Genomic DNA, 20038 nt, shown 5'->3' on the forward strand with positions numbered 1-20038 from the left:
GGCGCCGGCGCCTGCGTCGGCGTCAGCAGGTCGCGGCCGGGTACTCCTCGCTCTGCTCGCGGGTCACGGTCTCGCCGTCGACGACCGCGGTGACCGTGAGGTCGACCGCGTCGGCGGGAACGGTCTTCGCCCGTGTGGTGAAGGAGTGGAAGGCGCTCTTGCCGGGAGCGACCGCGGTGAACGACTTCACTCCGAAGGGCGTCGTCATCGTGATCGCGACCGGGACGTCGGCCGTAATGGTCGCCGTCACGCCCAGCTGGACCTTGCCGGCCACGCAGCGGCTCTGCACGGCGACGTCGAGGTCGGGGATCGCCGGGGCGACCGCCGCCACGGCCAGCCACGAGATCACCGGCTTCTCGCCACCGGCGCCCTCGTTGGTCACCCGGTACTCGACGGTGCCCGCCTGAGCGAGCGTGAAGGTGAGGTCCTCCGAGAGCGGAGTGCTCGTGGCCGAGAGCGGGACGTTGCCCTTCACCAGCTCCTGGCCGCCCACCGACACCGTGTGGTTCATCGTGCGGCTGAGGCCGTACCACTCGGTGAACCCGCCCGTGAGGGTGTAGGTCCCCGCGGCCAGCGGCAGCCGGTAGACCAGCTGAGTCGTGTCCTGGTAGAAGCCGGTCGAGTACTTGTCGTTCACGTCCGTCCCGGACTTCACCTTCATCCCGTCGGCGATGTGGCCCCACTCGTCGGCGCCCGTCGAGGCGCGGTCGCTGGTCGCGTTGAGCAGCGCCGGGAAGGCCGCCTTCACCGCGCCGTACTGCGGAGACGAGGTCGCCGCGGTGCCGGAGTCGATGTAGTAGACCAGGCCCTCGGGGACGATCTCGTAGCGGGCGCTCACCTTCGCTCCGTTCGCGGTGGTGCCGCGGACCGTCACCGGCGCGTAGTCGGTGCGAACCCGGGCCGCGGAGTCCGCGTCCCAGGTGACGGCGGTGGCCGCTCCGTCGACCGTCACCGTCGCGGGCAGCGGCGCGTCGGTCGTGAGCGCGCCCTGGAACCCGAGGTCGCGGGTGACGCTCTGGACGTAGACCAGAGCGAGCCGCGCGTTGTAGCCGCTGGTGCCGTTCGTGCCGAACGAGACGTCGACGACTCCGGGCGCGGTGAGCGTCACCTGCTGCCGGATCGGCGTCGCGGCTCCGGTCGAGACGGCGGTGACCGTCTTCGACGCTCCCGCCGCGGTGACGGTCGAGGCGAGGTTGGTGGTCAGGCCGGCCCGCGGCGCCTGGACGCTCACGATGTCGTAGGTCCCGGCGGGCAGGGTCAGGTGCGTCACGACGGGCCGGTTGAAGTCGGCCGGCACGTACGACGAGCTCCAGTCGGCCGGGCTGCCGGGCACGACGGCGCCGGTCGAGGTCGTCGAGTAGCCCCAGGTGCTCCCCGCGGCGACGCCGTCCCACTTCTGGTCGGCGGCGCCGTTGAGGACGCCCGGCTGATTCGCCTTCACCGCGGCGTACGCGGATCCGGCCGCGGAGCCGGAGGAACCGGAGTCGATGAAGTACCGCAGGTCGGGCGGAGTGACGAGCAGCTTCACGGTGAAGCGCTGGAACACTCCCGACGACGCGACCTTCTGCGAGGTGCGGCCGGTCACCTGGACCGATCCGAGCTCGGACGTCGCGGCGAGCGCCGGAGCGGCCGCCGCATCCCAGGTCACCGCCCGGTCGACGCCGTCGACCATCAGCGTCGCCGGAAGCCCTGCCGCCGCGGTCACCGACACGAGGCCGAGATCGCGGACGTCGTTGCTCACTCCCTGCGGCACGAGCTCCGTCGCGGCCCTCGTCAGGCGCGCCGTCAGTGCGGCGGCACCCTCCGCGTCGAGGCCGAAGGCCGCCGGGTCGGCCACCGCCGACGACGCCGCGCTCACGGTGCCGGCGAACGGCGCCCACGACTGCGGGCTCCACTCCGCCTCGTCGTAGGCCTCCGCCGATGCGAGCGCCGCCTCGAGGGCCGTCGTGTCGACCGCGGAGGAGTCCGCGTTCGCGGTGACGACTCCGACGGCGTCGACGTTCAGCACGCCGTCGTTCGCCGTCTCGAGCACCACGGTGTGCGCGCCGTCCTCGAGACCGCGGAGGGTGAACGCGGTGCGCTCGCTGCCCGCGGCCCAGGTCGGCGCCCCGCTCGCGACGCGGACGCCGTCGACCGTGACGTTCAGCGTCGCCGCGCCCGTGTTGCTGCCGAGCACGTCGAGCCCGGTCCCCGTGAAGGAGTAGGTCAGCGCGGCGCCCCTGCCCGTGCTCTTCGAGGCGGTGCGCTGCCACTCGAACATGCCCTGGCCGTTGACGTGGGTCCACTGCTCGTCGAACTCGAGCACAGGGGTCGAGCTGTCGCTCCAGCTCGTCTGGTGCATGCCGTCGACGACGCTCGAGTAGTAGGGGGTGTAGCCGGGCACCTGCTCGACGGTGAGGTCGTCGAACCGGGTGAAGGTGAAGCCGGAGCCGAGCTGGACGCGTCCGGCCGCCTGCGGTGCCGGGTCGGTGTAGGAGGCGACCTCCACTCCGTTGAGGTACGCGGTGTAGCGGTCGCCGGCCACCTGCACGGCGATCCTGTTCCAGACGCCGGTGCCGGTGCGGAACGCGGTCGCCGGCGTCGCGGACGCGGTGCCCGAGGCGACGGCGGTGCCGTAGCGCAGGAGGCTCCAGGCCCCGTTCGCGTCGACCCGGAGCTCCGCGGCCGAGACGTTCTGGCCGTTGGCCGTCCCGCCCTGCTCGCGGGCGCCGAGCGTCGCGTAGGGCGCGCCTCCGCTCTCGAAGCTGACGTCGACCGACGCCCGGTAGTTGGCCCAGCGGTAGTCGCCGATCGTCGTCTTCGGGTCGCCGCTGTTCCACGCCGAGCCCGCCATGCCGGGGCCGACCTGCTGGCGCAGCACTCGGTCCCGAGCGGGATCCGTCGTCGCCACCGACTCGAAGGCGCCGTTGGTGTCGTTCGTGTAGCGCGGGATCACTCCGTCGTCCTCGGGCTGCACCGAGGGGGTGCCCGCCGGCTTCGCCTTGCCGCCGCGGCTCTCGAGGAAGCCCTCGCCCGAGCCGCCGAGCGCGCCGGTCGCCGGGTCGTAGGTGCGGATGTCGGCGGCCTCGGCGTAGTCGAAGTCGTCGGCGTAGAGGTACGCATCGGTCGTGACGCCGTTGACGTCGCCGCTCGCGTCGGTGTCGAGCACGTCGCGTCCGCCGTCGGCGTCGGTGTACTCGGGCGAGGTGGGCAGGGTCGAGCCGTAGCCGTCCCGCGGAGTGAGCGAGCCGTCGGCGGCCGCCGCCGCGTGGTCGAGGGTGGTCGCGGTCGCAGTCGACCAGGGCTTCACCGTCACGGTGTAGGTGCCGTCCGCGTCGGCCGCCACCTCGGCGACGGGCACGACGTAGTTCGCGTCGTAGGCCTCGCCGGCGTCGGCGGCCCGGGTCTCCCAGACCTCCATCGTGCCGTCGGCGCCCAGAGCGAGGCCTTCCGCGGTGATCGCGTAGGTCTTCGTGTACGGGCTGTCGTTCACGATCACGGTCGAGAAGTCGGAGGCGTCGGGCGCCGCGAGGGTCGTGTACGAGACCGCGCCGGTCGAGGCTCCGCTGGGCGGGTTGCCGCCGCCGAGCGCACTGCCCGACGCCTGCGGGATGCCCCGCCAGATGCCTGCGGTGTTGTCCTCGTTCTCCCAGCCGAGCTCGGCGAACTGGGTGTACTGCTCGACGGCCGCGAGTCCGCCGTCGTAGTAGAGCCAGCCCGACCATGGATCGCGCGCGCTGACCAGCTCCTTCGACGAGTACTGGAACCCGTCGTAGAACGAGCCGATCGCCGGCTGGAAGATGTTGAGGGTGCGCAGCGACTTCGCGAACCCGGAGGTGACCCAGTTGCTCATCTCGAGCGCGCTGTTGGTGCCGCCGAACTCGGTGCCGGTGCCGCCCTGCCCGTCGGCGTTGGTGTTGTTCGGGCGGTCGGCCGAGTTCGAGAACGTGGCCTGGCCCTCCGAGTTCCAGATCTCGCGGTCGTAGGTCTGGGCGAACTTCTTCAGGTTGCCGTTCGCGTCGTCCGCCGTGGAGTAGTGGAAGCCGACGATGTCGACGGCGTCGCGGAGGGAGGAGTCGGTGGCGGAGGTGAGCTGGTCGCCGAACGAGGTCGGCGGGGTGCCCACCGTGTCGGCCGCGACGGTCCTGATCGCGCGGTAGAGGTCGCCCTCCTCCGGCGTCGCGAATCCGCTGTTCGGGTCCCCTGCGACCGCGCCCTCGTAGCCCTTCGTGTCGGTGCGGAGCCAGGCCGAGAACTTCTTGTAGAGCGCCGCGCTCGGAGCGGTCGTCTCGTTGGTGTCGGGGTTGATGGAGTCGACCATCACGCCGTACTCGCGGTACGCCGCCAGCACCGTGTTCTTGAACCAGACGTACTGGTCCTCGTCGCTCGTCACCCAGGTCGGGCGGCTCCAGCGCAGGATGCTGACGTGCACGTCGCCCTCGGCGACGGACTGCGCGTCGGCCGCCAGCTGGAAGCCGGGCTCCCGGAGCACGTTCGGGTACTCGTCGCGCGAGCGCATGGTCGACGCGTTCGGGCCGGTCGACGTGTTGCGGTCGTTGCCCATCTCGATCTTGATCGTGGTCATGATCGGGTGCTCGCCGCCGAAGAGCGTCTCGACGAGCTCCCAGTACTTCTCGGGGTGCTGCGACTTGTAGTCGAGCAGCAGCGCGCTGGTCGAGTTGGCCGAGAGGATGCCGAAGCCCTTGAACGTGAGCGCGTTGACGCTCTCGGCGGCCGCCGCGACGTCGGCGCCCGAGACCGTGACGGCCTGCACGTCGGTCGGCGCGGCCTGCGCCCCCGGAGTGAGCCCGGTGGCGAGCAGCACGCCGAGCGCACTCCCAGCGACGAGCCGGCGCCCCCAGCCTCCTCTCGGGCGAGCGGAGGAGTGATCGGGGCCGGGTCGGCGGGATCGAGTGAGCATCGGTGTCGTGCCTCGTCTTTGAGTCGGAGCTGATGAAGAGCGGGTTCGTGATCGATATCGATCAGAAAGCGACACCACTGTCGCTGAACGTGCTTCTCAGCAACATACAGAGCGGAATCTCACGAGGCAATGGGAGCGACCAGGACTTTCTCGAGGAGCCGAGTCGGATGGAGGACAGTGGTACAGACGAATGATGTCCGTCGATTCATCTTTGATGATCGAAAATGATCGATTCATCTGCTGGTCGAGCCCGCAGGGGTTGTCGAGCGGCGAAGCCGCGTCGCGTCTTTGCGATGAGGGAGAAGTCCGCGCTGGTCTCCTTCCCTGCTGGTCGAGTAGCCCCGTAGGGGCGTATCGAGACCCACCAGCGTCAGCAGGTGCGCCTTCAGCCTCGGCCTTCCGACGGACGTGGATCTCGATACGCCCGCTCCGCGGACTGCGGGCTCGATCAGCGAGGAAGAGACCACCCACAGGGGGGGGCTCGTCTCCTAGGAGACCGCGCTAGCTCGCTGGTCGAGTAGCCGCCGCAGGCGGCGTATCGAGACCCACCAGCTTCCGCAGATCGGGATTCAGCTCCGGCCTTCTGACGGATGCGGATCTCGATACGCCCGCTCCGCGGGCTGCGGGCTCGATCAGCGAGGGAGGGACCGCCCGCGAAACCGCCGTCCAGCCTCAGAGATGAGGCTGAACGCCCCGGATCGACGAGAATTCGCAGAATCGGGGCGCTCAGCCTTCGTTGTGAGGCTCCGCGCGACCGGACCGCCGCTCAGCTCCCCGCCTGCACCGCGTGCAGGGTCGCGTAGCGGCCGCGGGACGCGAGCAGCTCGGCGTGCGAGCCGATCTCGACGATCCGGCCGTGCTCGAGCACCACGATGCGGTCCGCCGACCGGATCGTCGACAGCCGGTGCGCCACGACGAGCGTCGTCCGCCCCCGCATCAGCCGCTCGAGGGCCTGGCGCACGAGCGACTCCGACTCGGGGTCGAGCGCGCTCGTCGCCTCGTCGAGCACGAGCACGCGCGGATTCCGCACCAGCGCGCGGGCGATCGCGATGCGCTGGCGCTGCCCGCCCGAGAGCCGCGCCCCGCGCTCGCCGACGACGGTGCCCCAGCCCTCGGGCAGCGCGTCGACGAAGTCGAGCGCGTTCGCGTCGCGGAGGGCGGCGCGGATCCGGTCGTCGTCGACCGTGCCGAGTCCGTAGGCCACGTTCTCGCGGATCGAGCCCTCGAACAGCACCGAGTCCTGCGGCACGACCGACACGAAGCGGCGGGCGCTGCGCAGGTCGAGCGACTCGGCGTCGCGCCCGTCGAGCAGGATGCGTCCGCTCGTGGGCCGGAGGAAGCCGAGCACCAGGTTGAGCATCGTCGACTTGCCCGAGCCCGAGGAGCCGACGAACGCGATGGTCTCGCCCGGGGCGACGTCGAGCGACACGTCGTCGATCGCGGTCGTCGCGGCGTCGTAGCGGTAGCCCACGTGGTCGAGGCGGATCGCGCCGCGCAGGTCGTCGACGTGCGCCTTGCCCGCGTTGTGCTCGAGGTCGGGATCCTCGAGCAGCTCGCCGATCGAGCGCACCGACTCGGTGCCGCGCGCGATGATCGGCAAGAGCATCAGGAGGTTCGTGACGGCTCCGGTGAGCAGCGCGAAGTAGGAGCTGAGCAGCACGACCTGCCCGGCGGTGATCGGGACCCAGCCGCTGATCGACGCCCACGCCGCGGCCACGAGGCACGCGACTCCGAGCAGCTGCAGGCCCACCCACGACAGCGAGGCGAAGCGCCCGTTCAGCAGGTCGAGGCTGTAGCCGGCCGAGCGCACGCCCTCGGCTCCGGCCGCGACCCGGTCGACGGCCGTGCTCTCGAGGCCGTGCGCGCGGGTGATCGGGATGAGCGTGGCCATCTCGCCGACCCGCGCCGAGAACTGCTCGACCTCGCGGCGGAACACCTCGTTGCCGTGCCGCGAGCGCTTGGTCAGGAAGGCGCGCAGCAGCACCGCGAGCGGGATCGCCAGCGCGTAGACGGGGAGGAACTCGGGTACGTTCAGCGCCGTCATCACGAGCGCGCCGCCCGCGACCATCACGGCCGAGAGCAGCGGATGCGCGACCTGCTGCAGCATCGTCTCGATGTTCTCGACGTCGCGGACGACCTTCGTCTGCACGATCGACGAGCTCGCCCGCGTGTGGAAGCCGATCGACAGGTTCTGCAGCCGCGCCGCGAGGGCGTTGCGGAGGTCCTTGCCGGTCTGGCGCACCGAGCTCATGTAGAGCCGGGTGTACATCACGTGGTTCGGGTAGTTCTGCAGCAGCGCGACGAGCGCTATCGCCGTCCAGAGCCAGAGCGTCGAGGAGGGGCCGCCGGCCACGACGACGTCGACGATCGCCCCGGTCACCACCGGCAGCAGCCAGAGCGGAGTGTCCTTCACAGCGAAGAAGAGAACGGCGACCGTGATCCGCCCGCGGTAGCGGCCGAGCAGGCGGAGCGAGGACCGGGCGGGGCGGCGGCGGTCGATCTCGATCGGCGCGAGTGACGGGCGGGCTTCTCTCACGAGTGGACGTCTCCGATTCGACGCACCCGACAGGCGGCTCCCTCGGCGTGGTCGCAGGCGAGGCTACTCGCTGTCCCGATGGCGGGCAAGCGTTTTCCGAGCTAGGGTGCCTCAGAGCGCCGGCACGCGCCGTCGCCCTGGATCGCGAGGACGCACATGGACGCCGACACCCTCCCGCCGCTCCGAGTGGGCATCATCGGCACGGGCGGTGTCGCCCACCTGCACGCGGCCGCACTGGCCGGTCGCGACGACGCCCGGATCGTCGCGGCCATCGACACGGACGCCGAGCGCGCGCGCACGTTCGCCGCGCAGCACGGCGTCCCCGCCTCCGGCACCTCGTTCGCCGACCTGCCCGAGGTCGACGTGCTGCACCTCTGCACCCCGCCCGGCGTGCACGCCGAGCAGGCCGAGGCCGCTTTCGCCCTGGGCGCGCACGTCGTCGTCGAGAAGCCGCCGGCCCTCTCGCTCGCCGAGGTCGACCGGATGCTCGCCGCCGCCGAGCGCGCGGGTCGCCGCCTCGCCGTGGTGTTCCAGCAGCGCACCGGCACCGCGGCCGCCCACGTGCGCGGCCTCCTGGGCTCCGGCGCGCTCGGCCGCCCCCTCGTCGCGCGCTGCGACACCCTCTGGTACCGCGACGACGAGTACTTCGCCGTCCCGTGGCGCGGCCGGTGGGACACCGAGGGCGGCGGCACCACCTTCGGGCACGGCATCCACCAGCTCGACCTGCTCGCGCACCTGCTCGGCGACGTCGACGAGGTGACCGGCCAGGCCTGGCGCCTCGGCCGCGACATCGAGACCGAGGACGTCTCCACCGCCGTGCTCCGCTTCGCCTCGGGCGTCGTCGCGTCGGTGCTCACCAGCGCCGTCTCGCCGCGCCAGTCGAGCTCGATCCGGATCGACACCGAGCGCGCCACGATCGAGCTCGAGCACCTCTACGGCCACGGGCACGCCCACTGGCGGATCACACCTGCGCCGCACGTCGGCGCCGAGGAGGTCGCGACCTGGGCGTTCCCGGACGACGAGGTGGCGAGCGGGCACGAGCCCTACCTCGACGCCGTCTACGCGGCCCTGCGCGCGGGCGGCCCGCTGCCCGACGTCGCCGACGCCCCGACCCGCTCCCTCGAGATCGTCGCCGCCCTCTACCTCTCGTCGCGCCGGGGCGCGGCCGTGCGGATCGAGGAGCTGCGCGCCGACCCGTCGCTGCGCACGGCGGTGCGCGCCGAGGTGGTCGACCTGCGACTCGAGGCGCGACCGTGATCCTCGGCGACGGCATCGCGACGCTCGTCCTCGACGACCCCGCGACTCCGGCGCGCGACTCGCCCCGGCCCTACCTGCACCCGGTCCGGACGCCGGGCGGCGTGGTCGTCTCCGACCTCCGGCCGCCCGACCACGACTGGCACCTCGGCCTCTCGCTGACCGTCGCGAACCTCCGCGTCGGCGACGAGGCTCCGGACGCGAACCTCTGGGGCGGTGTCACCTGGGTCACCGGCGAGGGCTACCGTCAGCTCGACAACAACGGCTCGCAGCGCGTCCTCGGGCAGAGCGGATCGGCGCTCGACCTCGGCTGGTTCGCCGCCGACGGCCGGCTGCTGCTGCGCGAGCGGCGGCGCCACGAGGTGAGCCTGCCCGCGGCGGGAGTCGCGGTGCTGGACATCGCGAGCGAGTGGACCCCCGGGGTGCCGGGCCTGCGCTTCGGATCGCCGACCACCGCCGGCCGCGCCGACGCGGGCTACGGCGGGCTGTTCCTCCGCCTGGCGCCGGACTTCGCGCAGGCGCGAGTGCTCTCGCCCACCGGCGAGACGACGGCGGAGGCGGCCCGGGGTGCGTCCGCCCCGTGGCTGGCCCTCGCGACCGGCGCCGCGACCGTCGCGATCGCCGCCTCCGCGACGAACCCCGTCACTCCGTCGCCCTGGTTCGTGCGCACCGAGCCGACGCCGATGCTCTGCGCCGCCCCGTTCTTCCACGACGAGTGGCCCCTCGACGGCCCCGCTGCCTGGGGCTGGCGCGTGCTGCTGGCCGACGGCGCCCTCGACGCCGAGCGGATCGCGGCGGTCCTGCGGTGACGGCACCGCTGCCGCTGCGCGAGGACGCCTTCGCCGAGCCCTACCGCGACCCCGTCTTCGACGGCCCGGCCGACCCGGTGCTGGTCGCCGACACCGTCCGGGGCGAGTGGCTGCTGCTCTACACCCAGCGCCGCGCGTCGCTCGATCTGCCCGGCGTCGAGTGGGTGCACGGCAGCCGGATCGGCATGGCCGCCTCGGCCGACGGCGGCGCGACCTGGCGCTACCGCGGCACCGTCCGCGGGCTCGACGAGGGCCTCACCGCCGAGCGCGCGACCCTCTGGGCGCCCGACGTCGTCAGGATCGGCGACCGCTGGCGGATGTACGTGACCCGGATCGACGGCATCCCCGGCGACTGGACCGGCCGCGCCGCGATCGCGCAGTTCGACAGCGACGACCTGGTCGAGTGGCGCCTGCGCGGCGAGATCGACCTCGGCTCCGATCGCGTGATCGACGCCGCCGTCGCCCGCACCGGGGACGGCCTGCACCGGCTCTGGTTCAAGGACGAGCACCGCGACTCCACCACCGGGGTCGCCGTCAGCGACGACCCCGCCGATCCCGCCTCCTGGCGTGTCGAGGGCGTCGCGATCGGCGGGCGCCCGCACGAGGGGCCGAAGGTGTTCCGCCTCGGCGGGTGGTTCTGGATGGTCGTGGACGAGTGGCGCGGACTCGCCGTGCACCGCTCCCCCGACGGCACCGCCGGCTGGCGACGGCAGAGCGCCGACGACGGCCTGATCCTGGTGCGCCCCGAGCAGGTCGACGGCCGGGCCGTCTCGGGCCGGCACGCCGATGTCGTCGAGCTCGGCGGCGAGCGGGCGCTCATCGTGTACTTCACGCATCCGGAGTGGGACGGCAGCGAGCTCGCCGACATGCCGGCGACTGCGTCGCGGCGCCGATCGCACGTCCGCTCGGCCGTGCTGACGGTGGTCGACGGCGTCCTCGTCTGCTCCTCCGACTGAGTCGCCGGGCCTGGGATCGCACAGCCCCCCGACCCGCCGTGCGATCGCGGCTTGACGCGCGGATACTCGCGACGTACTTTAGGGCAAACGCTTTCCCGAAACGTTTCATCGAGACGTCGGGGGTTCGAAACAATGATGTTCTCGAAAGGACGAAGATGTTCCGCACACACAGCACCCGCGTCGCAGGAGTGGCCCTCATGGCCGCTGCAGCACTCGGACTGACCGCCTGCTCCGGTGGAGGCTCCGGGGCCTCGGCCACGCTCGACCCCGACGAAGAGATCACCCTGAACTACACGTTCTGGGGCAACGACGACCGGGCCGCCCGCTACGACCAGGCCATCGCGCTGTTCGAGGAGGAGAACCCGAACATCACGATCAACTCCACGTTCACCGACTACGGCGGGTACTGGGAGAAGCGCCAGACCGAGGCCGCCGGTGGCGGACTGCCCGACGTGATGCAGTTCGACTACACCTACCTCCGCCAGTACGGCGACAACGGCCTGCTCGGCGACCTGTCCGAGTACTTCGGCGGCGCGGTCGACGAGAGCACCATCTCCGAGGACCTCCTCGCGACCGGCGAGCTCGACGGCGCCACCTACGCGATCCCCACCGGCTACAGCGCCTGGGCGATCTTCCAGAACCAGGACCTCCTGACGGCCAACGGCCTCGAGCCCTACCCCGGCGGCGGCAGCTGGGACGACTACGCGGCCTACGTCGCCGACGTCACCGCCAAGACCGGCGGCGCCGTCTACGGAGGCACCGACTACACCGGCCGCATCCAGAACTTCGAGCTGCAGCTGCGCGCCGAGGGCAAGGAGCTGTTCACCGAGGACGGCGAGCTCGCCTTCACCGAGGACGACCTCGCGTCGTTCTGGGAGCAGGGCGACGAGATGCGCACCACGACCGGCGTGCCGGCCGCGCGCCTCCAGGAGCTGCTGCCCAAGTCGGGCTTCGGCGCCGGCATCGCGACCAGCGAGATGAGCTGGAGCAACTTCCTCGGCGGCTACATCGGCGACAGCGGCGCCTCCGAGATCGTGATGACCGCTCCTCCCACCGCGGACGAGGGCTCGCAGGACCTCTACCAGAAGGTCGGCCTGATGCAGGCGATCTCCTCGGCCACCGAGCACCCCGAGGCCGCCGCGACGTTCCTCGACTTCCTGATCAACAGCCCCGAGGTCGGCGAGATCTTCGGCGCCACCCTCGGCATCCCCGCCTCCTCCGAGCAGCTCGCGGGTGCGAACCTCGAGGGCCCGGACAAGCAGGTCGCCGACTACCTCGACTCGGTCGAGGACCGCATCGGCGAGGCCCCGGCCGCTCCGGTCGCCGGCTACGGCGCCATCGAGGCCAACTTCCTCGACCTCGGCACGAGCCTCGGCCTCGGTGCCGTGAGCGTCGACGAGGCTGTGCAGCAGTTCTTCGACGAGACCGCTGTCACGCTCGACAACTGATCGATCCCCCAGGCCAGGAAAGGCATCTCATGACGACGACGTCGACCCCGAGCGGCACCGCCGCAGACGGTCGCGTCGCGCCCACCGCCGGCCGGACGAGCACTCCTCGTCCGGCCGGTGGGGAAGCGCGGCGACGCCCCAAGCGGGACACCCTGGCCGGCTACGTGTTCCTCTCGCCGTGGCTCATCGGCTTCGTCGGGCTCACGCTCGGCCCGATGCTGATGTCCCTCTACTTCGCGTTCACCGACTACAACCTCTTCACCTCGCCCGAGTGGGTGGGGCTGGCCAACTTCGAGCGCCTCCTGGGCGACCCGAAGTTCATCCAGTCGGTGCAGCTGACCCTCGCCTACGTCTTCATCGGGACGCCGGTCAAGCTCGCCGCCGCCCTGGTCGTCGCGATGCTGCTCAACTACAGCGCCAAGGGCACCGGCTTCTTCCGCTCCGCCTTCTACGCACCGTCGCTGATCGGCGCGAGCGTCAGCATCGCCATCGTCTGGCGCGCGATGTTCTCGACCGACGGCCCCGTCGACTCCGGACTCCAGATCTTCGGCATCCAGATCGGCGGCTGGGTGGGCGTTCCCGCCCTCATCCTGCCGATGATGATCATCCTGGCGGTGTGGCAGTTCGGCGCCCCGATGGTGATCTTCCTCGCCGGCCTCAAGCAGGTCCCGGCCGAGCTCTACGAGGCGGCGATGATGGACGGCGCCGGACCCTGGCGCAAGTTCCGCAGCGTCACGCTCCCGATGCTCTCGCCGGTCATCTTCTTCAACCTGCTGCTCGAGATGATCAACGCCTTCCAGGTCTTCGCCTCGGCGTACATCATCGGCAACGGCACCGGCGGCCCCGCCGGAGCGACCAACTTCTACACGGTGTACCTCTACACCCGTGCCTTCACGAACAACCAGATGGGCTACGCCTCGGCGATGGCCTGGGTCCTGCTGCTGTTCGTCGGACTCCTCGCCTTCGTCCTCTTCAAGACTCAGAAGAGCTGGGTGCACTACTCGGGAGACACCAAATGACGACCTTCGACACCACGCTCCCCTCGGCCGACACGCAGGCGCTGACCGAGCCGGCCCCGACCCGTCGCGGCGGGCGCAAGCGCCCCAAGACCGGGACGATCGTCTGGATCGCGGCGATGATCGTGCTCACCGCGATCGTCCTCTACCCGCTGGTCTGGATGGGCGCCGCGGCGTTCAAGCCCAACAGCGAGTTCGGCGGCCAGACCGGCCTCCTGCCGCGGAACCCGACGATCGACAACTTCGTGAAGGTCTTCGCGGGAGTCGGCGGCGTGCCGCTCTGGCAGTTCTTCCTCAACTCCACCGTGCTGGCGATCGGCTCGGTCATCGGAGTCGTCATCTCGTCGTCGATGGCGGCCTACGCCTTCGCGCGGCTCGACTTCCGCGGTCGTCCGCTCTACTTCGCCCTGATGATCGGCACGCTCCTGCTGCCGATGCACGTGCTGCTCATCCCGCAGTACACGATCTTCCGCACCCTCGGGATGATGGACACCTACTGGCCGCTGCTGATCGGAAAGTTCCTCGCGACCGAGGCGTTCTTCGTCTTCCTGATGGTGCAGTTCATCCGCAACCTGCCCCGCGAGCTCGACGAGGCCGCCCGGATCGACGGAGCCGGCCACCTGCGGATCTTCGGCTCGATCACGATCCCGCTGATCCGCCCGGCCCTGATCACCTCGTCGATCTTCGCCTTCATCTGGAGCTGGAACGACTTCCTCGGCCCGCTGCTCTACCTGAACACCCCCGACAAGCAGCCGCTGCCGCTGGCGCTGCGCGTCTACAACGACCAGACCTCCGCCTCCGACTACGGCGCGACCATCGCGGTGTCGGTGCTCGCGCTGCTGCCGGTGCTGATCTTCTTCATCATCTTCCAGCGCTTCCTGGTCGACGGAGTCGCCACGCAGGGTCTCAAGGGATGAGCTCGTCGCGCTCTCGCCGGGCCGCCCGGGACGCCCGGGCGGCCGCCGCCGACGGCACCGCGCTGCGCTGGCCGGGGGCCGCGAACAAGTTCGCCCTGTTCGCCGAGGTGATGTTCACCGGAGTGCTGGTGACGGTGCTCGCACTGCCGCTGGTCACCCTGCCGCTGGCTCTCGCGGTCGGCGCGCGCCACCTCCGCCGCTTCGTGCTCGACGAGCCGTCGACGCTCGCGACGGCGCTGGCGGAGACGCGCACCGGCCTGGTCCGCTCGCTCCCGATCGGGGTCGGGCTGGTCCTCGCCTCCGCCGCGTTGGCGCTCGACCTCGCGCTCGTCGCAGGTGGGACACTGCCGGGAGCGGCGGCCGTCGGCGCGGTCTGCGCGGCGGCCCTCGCGGCCGGACTCGTGGTGCTGCTCACGGCCTCCGCCGCCTGGCAGCCCGACTCCCGCTGGGTGCCCCTGCTGAAGGAGTCGGCCGCTCGCTCGGTCCGCGACCTCCGCGGCTCGGGCGCCGTGCTGGTAGCCGTGCTGCTCGCCGTCGTCGTCACCTGGCAGCTCGCGCCGCTCGTCGTGCCGGCCCTCGGCTGCACGGTCTTCGCGGCGGTCGCCGTCCGCCTTTCGCGGACACCTGTCGAATAACAGCCCGCACCGGGAGTTTTGTCCGGCGCGGCGAAGGGCTAGCGCTTTCCCCCGCGGTACGGCGGAGTGACAGAATGACGACCGTTGAGCGGGCACGCAGCCCGCCGAGGAGTGATCGATGGCACCGAAGGATCGCACCGCGGCCGTGACCCTGCACGACGTAGCCCGCGAGTCCGGAGTGTCGCTCGCCACCGCCTCCCGCGCGCTCAACGGCAGCGCCCGCAAGGTCAACGACGCCTACCGCGCTCGCGTGGTCGCCGCGGCCGCCAAGCTCGGCTACTCGACCAACCTGTCGGCCCAGGCCGTGGCCAAGGGCACGACCTCGACGGTCGCCCTGCTGGTCAGCGACATCGCCGATCCCTACTTCTCGAGCATCGCCTCCGGGGTGCTCGCCGCGGCCGAGGCCGCCGGTCTCGTCGTGACGATCGGAGTCACGCGCCGCGACCCGCTCCGCGAGCTCGAGCTGGTGCGCACCCTCCGCGGCGGCCGGCCGCGCGTGATGCTGCTCGCGGGCAGCCGCTTCGACGACGAGTCCTCCCGCGACGCGCTCGTCGCCGAGCTCGAGGCCTTCGAGCGCTCCGGCGGCCGGGTGGTCATGCTGAGCCAGCGCGCGCTGCCCTTCCCGACCGTCCAGCTCGACAACCGGGCGGGCGCACAGGCTCTCGCCGTCGAGCTCGTCGCGCTCGGCTACCGCCGCTTCGCGATCGTGCACGGACCGGCGACCCTGCTCACCTCGGCCGACCGCGTGCAGGGCTTCACCGACGGCCTCGCCGCGCACGGCGTGACCCTGGATCCGGCGCTCGTCGTCGAGACGGCCTTCACCCGCGACGGCGGGCACGCAGCGACCCTCCGGCTGCTCGACGAGCACGCCGACGACATCGACCTGGTCTTCGCCGTCAACGACGTCATGGCGATCGGCGCCTCCTCCGCGCTGCGATCGCGCGGCGTCGAGCCGGGCACCGGCATCGGAGTCGCGGGCTTCGACGACATCCCGACCCTGCGGGACGTGAGCCCCGCGATCACGACGGTGGCCGTGCCCCTCACCGAGATCGGGAGCCGCGCGATCGCGATGGCGCTCGACGAGGGCGCCGACGGCGACTCCTCCGTCGTGCTGCCGACCGCCGTCGTCGTGCGCGAGAGCACGCCCGGGCGCTGACGCGACGGCCCCTCGGGCCATCGGCCTCCGGCGGCTCGACCTCCGGCGACCACCTCCGGCTCGCGGAAACCGGTTCGACTCGCAGAATCCGCCGGTTCCCACGAGCCGAAGCCGTTCTAACGAGCCGAACCTCACGACGGAGGCTCCTCCGGCTCGCAGAAAGACGTTCGGCTCGCGGAATCCCGCGATTCCCGCGAGCCGAATGCGTTCTGACGAGCCGAAGCTCGCCGCCGCCTCCGCACCACTCGGGAAAACGGTTGCCCGCCGCCCGCGCCTCGCATACGATGCGGTAAACGCTTTCCAGCTCCCCATCGAAAGGGCTCACCGTGTCAGAGTCGACCACGCCCCGCACCATCGGCATCATCATGAACGGCGTCTCGGGCCGCATGGGCTACCGCCAGCACCTCGTCCGCTCGATCCTCGCCATCCGCGAGCAGGGCGGCGTCCTGCTCTCGGACGGCACCCGCGTGCAGGTCGAGCCGCTGCTCGTCGGCCGCTCCGAGGCCAAGCTCGCCGAGCTCGCCGCCAAGCACGGCCTCAAGCACTGGACCACCGACCTCGACGCCGCCCTCGCCGACCCCGCGTGGCCGATCTACGCCGACTTCCTGGTCACCAAGGCCCGCGTGCCCGCGATCAAGAAGGCCATCGCGGCCGGCAAGGACATCTACACCGAGAAGCCCACCGCGGAGTCGTACGCCGAGGCGCTCGAGATCGCCGAGGCGGCGAAGGCGGCCGGCATCAAGAACGGCGTCGTGCACGACAAGCTCTACCTGCCCGGCCTGCAGAAGCTCAAGCGCCTGATCGACTCCGGCTTCTTCGGCCGCATCCTCAGCGTCCGCGGCGAGTTCGGCTACTGGGTGTTCGAGGGCGACTGGCAGGACGCGCAGCGTCCCAGCTGGAACTACCGCAGCGAGGACGGCGGCGGCATCATCGTCGACATGTTCCCGCACTGGAACTACGTGCTCGAGAACCTCTTCGGCCCCATCGAGGGCGTCTACGCCAAGGCGACCACGCACATCGACACCCGCGTCGACGAGCAGGGCGAGCCCTACACCGCGACCGCGGACGACGCGGCCTACGCGATCTTCGACGTCGCCGGCGGCATCACCGTGCAGCTCAACTCCTCCTGGGCCGTGCGCGTCGACCGCCCCGAGCTCGTCGAGTTCCAGGTCGACGGCACCCTCGGCTCGGCCGTCGTCGGCCTCTTCGGCGCCAAGGTGCAGCCGCGCGTCGCGACGCCCAAGCCCACCTGGAACCCCGACCTCCCCGAGAAGCACGACTACTCGCAGGACTGGCAGGAGCTGCCCGTCAACGACGTCTTCGAGAACGGCTTCAAGACCCAGTGGGAGCAGTTCATCCGCCACGTGGTCGAGGACGCCCCGCACGAGTACGACTTCTTCGCCGGCGCCCGCGGCGTCCGCCTCGCCGAGCTGGGCCTCGAGTCCTCCCGCGAGGGCCGCCGCATCGACGTCGCCGCGCTCGACGCCGCCGCCGACGCCGAGGCGCTGGCCTCCGTCGAGGTCGTGAAGTGACCGACGTCACCCTGCTGTCTCCCGACGGCACGCTGACTCCGCTCGATGTCGGCGACGCTCCGGCCTTCGTCCGCCCCCGCTCCCCGCTCGCCTCCCGGGTCGCGTACGCCGCCGCGCACGTCGTGCCGCTCGTGCACGGCGAGAACGTCCCCGGGCACCCCGCGCAGGTCGACTGGGACGCGACCCTCGCCGTCCGGCACCACGTCTGGTCGTGGGGCCTCGGAGTCGCGGACGCGATGGACACCGCCCAGCGCAACATGGGCATGGACTGGACCGCGACGCAGGAGCTCATCCGCCGCAGCGCCGCCGAGGCCGCGTCGGTGAACGCGTCAGTCGTCGTCGGCGTCAACACCGACCAGCTGACCGACGACGTCGTCCCGCTCGAGCGCGTCATCGACGCGTACGTCGAGCAGCTCGAGTTCGCCGAGGACGCGGGCGCCGGAGTGGTCGTGATGGCGAGCAGGCACCTCGCCCGCGCCGCGTCGTCGGCCGCCGACTACGAGCGCGTCTACGCCGCCGTGCTCTCGCGCGCCTCGCGCCCCGTCGTGCTGCACTGGCTCGGCGAGGCCTTCGACTCGGTGCTCGCCGGCTACTTCGGCTCGTCGGACGTGCCGACCGCCTCCGACACCGTCGTCCGGATCATCGAGGACAACCTGGCCTCGGTCAGCGGCATCAAGATGTCGCTGCTGAACGCGGAGTCCGAGATCGCCGTCCGCGCCCGCCTCCCCCGCGAGGCGACGCTCTACACCGGCGACGACTTCAACTACGTGCGCCTCATCGAGGGCGGCACGGATGCTGACGGCGTCACCCGCCACTCCGACGCCCTGCTGGGCGCTTTCGCCGCGGTGGCGCCGAACGCCTCCGCCGCGGTCCAGGCCCTCGACGCGGGCGACGCGGAGTCGTACCGCCGGATCCTCGGCCCGACCGAGGCCCTCTCGCGCCAGATCTTCGCCGCGCCCACGCAGTACTACAAGACCGGAGTCGCGTTCCTCTCGTGGCTCAACGGCCACCAGCAGGCGTTCTCGATGGTCGGCGGCCTGCACTCCGCGCGCTCGCTCCCGCACCTGTCCGAGATCGTGCGGCTCGCCGCCGAGGCGGGCGCCCTCGAGCGCCCGGCCCTCGCGGCGGCCCGCTGGACCCAGCTGCTGTCGCTGAGCGGCGTCGACGCGCTGAGGACGGTGCTGGTGTGACGCATCCGCGCCTCTCGCTGAACCAGGCGACCATCAAGTACGCCCCGCTCTCGACGGCCCTCGACGTGACGGCTGCCGCCGGCTACGCCTCGATCGGCCTGTGGCGCGAGCCCGTGGCCGAGGTCGGGCCGGCGGAGGCGGTGCGCCTCGTCGCCGACAGCGGCCTGCGGGTCTCGTCGCTCTGCCGAGGCGGCTTCTTCACACCCGTCGAGGGCCCCGAGCGCCGGGCCGCCCTCGCCGAGAACCTCCGGGCGATCGACGAGACCGCCGCCCTCGGCGCCCCCGCGCTCGTGCTCGTCGCCGGCGGCCTGCCCGCCGGCTCCCGCGACCTCGTCGGCGCGCGCTCCCGGGTGCAGGACGCGCTCGCCGAGCTCGCCCCCGCCGCCCTCGCCGCCGGCGTGCAGCTCGCGATCGAGCCCCTGCACCCGATGTACGCCTCCGACCGCGCCGTCGTCTCGACCCTGAAGCAGGCCCTCGACCTCGCCGCCCCCTTCGAGGCCGCGGCCGTCGGAGTCGTCGTCGACACCTTCCACACCTGGTGGGACCCGGAGGTGCTCCCGCAGATCGCCCGCGCCGGCGCCGAGAACCGCATCGCCAGCTACCAGGTCTGCGACTGGGCCACTCCGCTCGCCGCCGACGTGCTGCTCTCGCGCCACTACGTCGGCGACGGCGTCATCGACTTCACCGTGCTGACGGAGGCGGTGGCCGCCACCGGCTACACCGGCGACATCGAGGTCGAGATCTTCAACCAGGACGTGTGGGACGCGGAGTACGCGGCCGTGGCGGCGCGGGTCGCGGTGGACTTCGACGAGCGGGTGGCTCCGCACCTCTGAGCGGATCCACCTTCGGGCGCAGCTCTGACGCCGCTACCCGCTGCTCAGCATCGGCCAAGCGCCGCTCCTGCTCAGGAGACGTCCGAGTCGCCTCGTCCGCGGCGGCGGCCCCACCACGCACGCAGACGCTCGAGGTGCCGGTCCGTGTAGTCGTTCGACAGCGCGAACGCTTCGGCGGCCGGGTCGGCACCGGCCGCCACGTCGCGGATGGCGCGCAGCGCCGAGTCGGCGCCGAGCGGAGGGACGGCGCCAGCCGCCCCGGGCGCCTGCGGCTCGGGCTCGGGGCCCGTCGCGCGCGGACGGGGTTCCGGGGGCGTCGTCTCGTCCATGGGCCTCCACCCTAGGCCGGTCACCGCACCGGGTTCAGGGAACCACGACGAGCTTCCCGACGGTGTGCCCGCTCTCCGCTGCCCGGTGCGCTGCGCTTCGACGCGGTCACCGTGGCTGGAAGCGACCAGGGGCATCGCCGACGACCGTTGCCGGCGTCCTTTCCCCTGAGGAGCGGCCGTTCGCGCGTGGCGCCGTTCGGCGCGACGCCGGCCGGCTCCGCAGCACCGAGCCAGTAGTGATCGGCAGCAAGGAGGTTCCGAGCATTGACGCTTCGCGACGCCCTCCCTACTCTTCACTCATCACGGCGACGTCGATCGCCGTCCACCACGAGTGGCATGTGAGCGAGCGCCACCCAGGACTTCTCGTCCTGCCCGAACTTCCAGCTCGCAGGAGCCGGACGCTAGTGCCGCGCTGGTCCGGATGCTCTCCGACCCCTTCCCGGTCGAGGCGATCGTCGACTTCGATCGCAGCCGGGCCGACCCATCCGGTCGACGGATGACACGGGTCGCGGCCGACGGTCGCAGAG

14 protein-coding genes are annotated in these 20038 nt (G+C 71.7%); 11 read left to right on the top strand and 3 right to left on the bottom strand.

The features are described from left to right. Window positions 1-22: 22 nt before the first annotated feature. Together GRS96_RS18635 and GRS96_RS18640 are read right to left on the bottom strand one after the other, a co-directional pair. A complete protein-coding gene (locus tag GRS96_RS18635; protein WP_159989171.1) occupies window positions 23-4804 on the bottom strand; it encodes a family 16 glycoside hydrolase in 4782 nt (1593 codons plus the stop codon). A gap of 862 nt (window positions 4805-5666) precedes the next feature. Then, window positions 5667-7436 (bottom strand): ABC transporter ATP-binding protein, encoded by a 1770-nt coding sequence (locus GRS96_RS18640; RefSeq protein ID WP_204162113.1) that lies wholly within the window; start codon window positions 7434-7436, stop codon window positions 5667-5669. 156 nt (window positions 7437-7592) lie between these two features. Here GRS96_RS18640 and GRS96_RS18645 point away from each other — a divergent pair, with 156 nt between their 5' ends. The 11 genes from GRS96_RS18645 (at window position 7593) to GRS96_RS18695 (ending at window position 19182) form a co-directional block, all read left to right on the top strand. Continuing rightward, window positions 7593-8693, top strand: coding sequence for a Gfo/Idh/MocA family protein (locus GRS96_RS18645; protein ID WP_159853039.1), 1101 nt, complete (start codon window positions 7593-7595; stop codon window positions 8691-8693). Beyond that, window positions 8690-9499, top strand: a complete 810-nt coding sequence (locus tag GRS96_RS18650) for a DUF6807 family protein (protein ID WP_159989172.1) — start codon at window positions 8690-8692, stop codon at window positions 9497-9499. The genes GRS96_RS18645 and GRS96_RS18650 overlap by 4 nt, the downstream gene beginning before the upstream one ends. After that, window positions 9496-10455, top strand: coding sequence for a family 43 glycosylhydrolase (locus GRS96_RS18655; protein WP_236553668.1), 960 nt, complete (start codon window positions 9496-9498; stop codon window positions 10453-10455). The genes GRS96_RS18650 and GRS96_RS18655 overlap by 4 nt, the downstream gene beginning before the upstream one ends. 155 nt (window positions 10456-10610) lie before the next feature. Then, entirely contained in the window at window positions 10611-11903 is a 1293-nt protein-coding gene (locus GRS96_RS18660; protein ID WP_159853041.1) for an ABC transporter substrate-binding protein, read from the top strand. A 29-nt stretch (window positions 11904-11932) separates the two neighbouring features. Then, window positions 11933-12922: a carbohydrate ABC transporter permease gene (locus GRS96_RS18665; RefSeq protein WP_159853042.1), complete on the top strand. Its 990-nt coding sequence runs from the start codon at window positions 11933-11935 to the stop codon at window positions 12920-12922. Beyond that, window positions 12919-13836 carry a carbohydrate ABC transporter permease gene (locus GRS96_RS18670; protein WP_159989173.1) on the top strand — a complete coding sequence of 306 codons (918 nt, stop codon included), beginning with the start codon at window positions 12919-12921 and terminating at the stop codon, window positions 13834-13836. Before GRS96_RS18665 ends, GRS96_RS18670 begins: the two co-directional genes overlap by 4 nt. Next, complete coding sequence (locus GRS96_RS18675; protein WP_159989174.1) at window positions 13833-14471, top strand: hypothetical protein; 639 nt, start codon at window positions 13833-13835, stop codon at window positions 14469-14471. The genes GRS96_RS18670 and GRS96_RS18675 overlap by 4 nt, the downstream gene beginning before the upstream one ends. A gap of 118 nt (window positions 14472-14589) precedes the next feature. Continuing rightward, window positions 14590-15627, top strand: coding sequence for a LacI family DNA-binding transcriptional regulator (locus GRS96_RS18680; protein WP_159989175.1), 1038 nt, complete (start codon window positions 14590-14592; stop codon window positions 15625-15627). A 365-nt stretch (window positions 15628-15992) separates the two neighbouring features. Then, the gene (locus GRS96_RS18685; RefSeq protein ID WP_159853301.1) at window positions 15993-17159 is read left to right on the top strand and encodes a Gfo/Idh/MocA family protein; all 1167 of its coding nucleotides are present in this window, start codon (window positions 15993-15995) and stop codon (window positions 17157-17159) included. After that, entirely contained in the window at window positions 17156-18349 is a 1194-nt protein-coding gene (locus GRS96_RS18690; protein WP_159989176.1) for a dihydrodipicolinate synthase family protein, read from the top strand. The genes GRS96_RS18685 and GRS96_RS18690 overlap by 4 nt, the downstream gene beginning before the upstream one ends. Beyond that, entirely contained in the window at window positions 18346-19182 is an 837-nt protein-coding gene (locus tag GRS96_RS18695) for a sugar phosphate isomerase/epimerase family protein (RefSeq protein WP_159989177.1), read from the top strand. The genes GRS96_RS18690 and GRS96_RS18695 overlap by 4 nt, the downstream gene beginning before the upstream one ends. Before the next feature lie 71 nt (window positions 19183-19253). Here the strand turns inward: GRS96_RS18695 and GRS96_RS18700 are convergent, their stop codons facing one another. Then, on the bottom strand, window positions 19254-19511 hold the full coding sequence (locus GRS96_RS18700; RefSeq protein ID WP_159989178.1) for a hypothetical protein: 258 nt from the start codon (window positions 19509-19511) through the stop codon (window positions 19254-19256). Between the last annotated feature and the right edge of the window lie 527 nt (window positions 19512-20038).

The sequence above is a fragment of the Rathayibacter sp. VKM Ac-2803 genome, assembly GCF_009807175.1.
Taxonomy (GTDB): Bacteria; Actinomycetota; Actinomycetes; order Actinomycetales; family Microbacteriaceae; genus Rathayibacter.

Coding starts and splice junctions, on each gene's coding strand:
- GRS96_RS18665 (WP_159853042.1), top strand. CDS start 11,933: ATGACGACGACGTCGACCCCGAGCGGCACCGCCGCAGACGGTCGCGTC.
- GRS96_RS18685 (WP_159853301.1), top strand. CDS start 15,993: ATGAACGGCGTCTCGGGCCGCATGGGCTACCGCCAGCACCTCGTCCGC.
- GRS96_RS18700 (WP_159989178.1), bottom strand. CDS start 19,511: ATGGACGAGACGACGCCCCCGGAACCCCGTCCGCGCGCGACGGGCCCC.
- GRS96_RS18675 (WP_159989174.1), top strand. CDS start 13,833: ATGAGCTCGTCGCGCTCTCGCCGGGCCGCCCGGGACGCCCGGGCGGCC.
- GRS96_RS18660 (WP_159853041.1), top strand. CDS start 10,611: ATGTTCCGCACACACAGCACCCGCGTCGCAGGAGTGGCCCTCATGGCC.
- GRS96_RS18680 (WP_159989175.1), top strand. CDS start 14,590: ATGGCACCGAAGGATCGCACCGCGGCCGTGACCCTGCACGACGTAGCC.
- GRS96_RS18670 (WP_159989173.1), top strand. CDS start 12,919: ATGACGACCTTCGACACCACGCTCCCCTCGGCCGACACGCAGGCGCTG.
- GRS96_RS18645 (WP_159853039.1), top strand. CDS start 7,593: ATGGACGCCGACACCCTCCCGCCGCTCCGAGTGGGCATCATCGGCACG.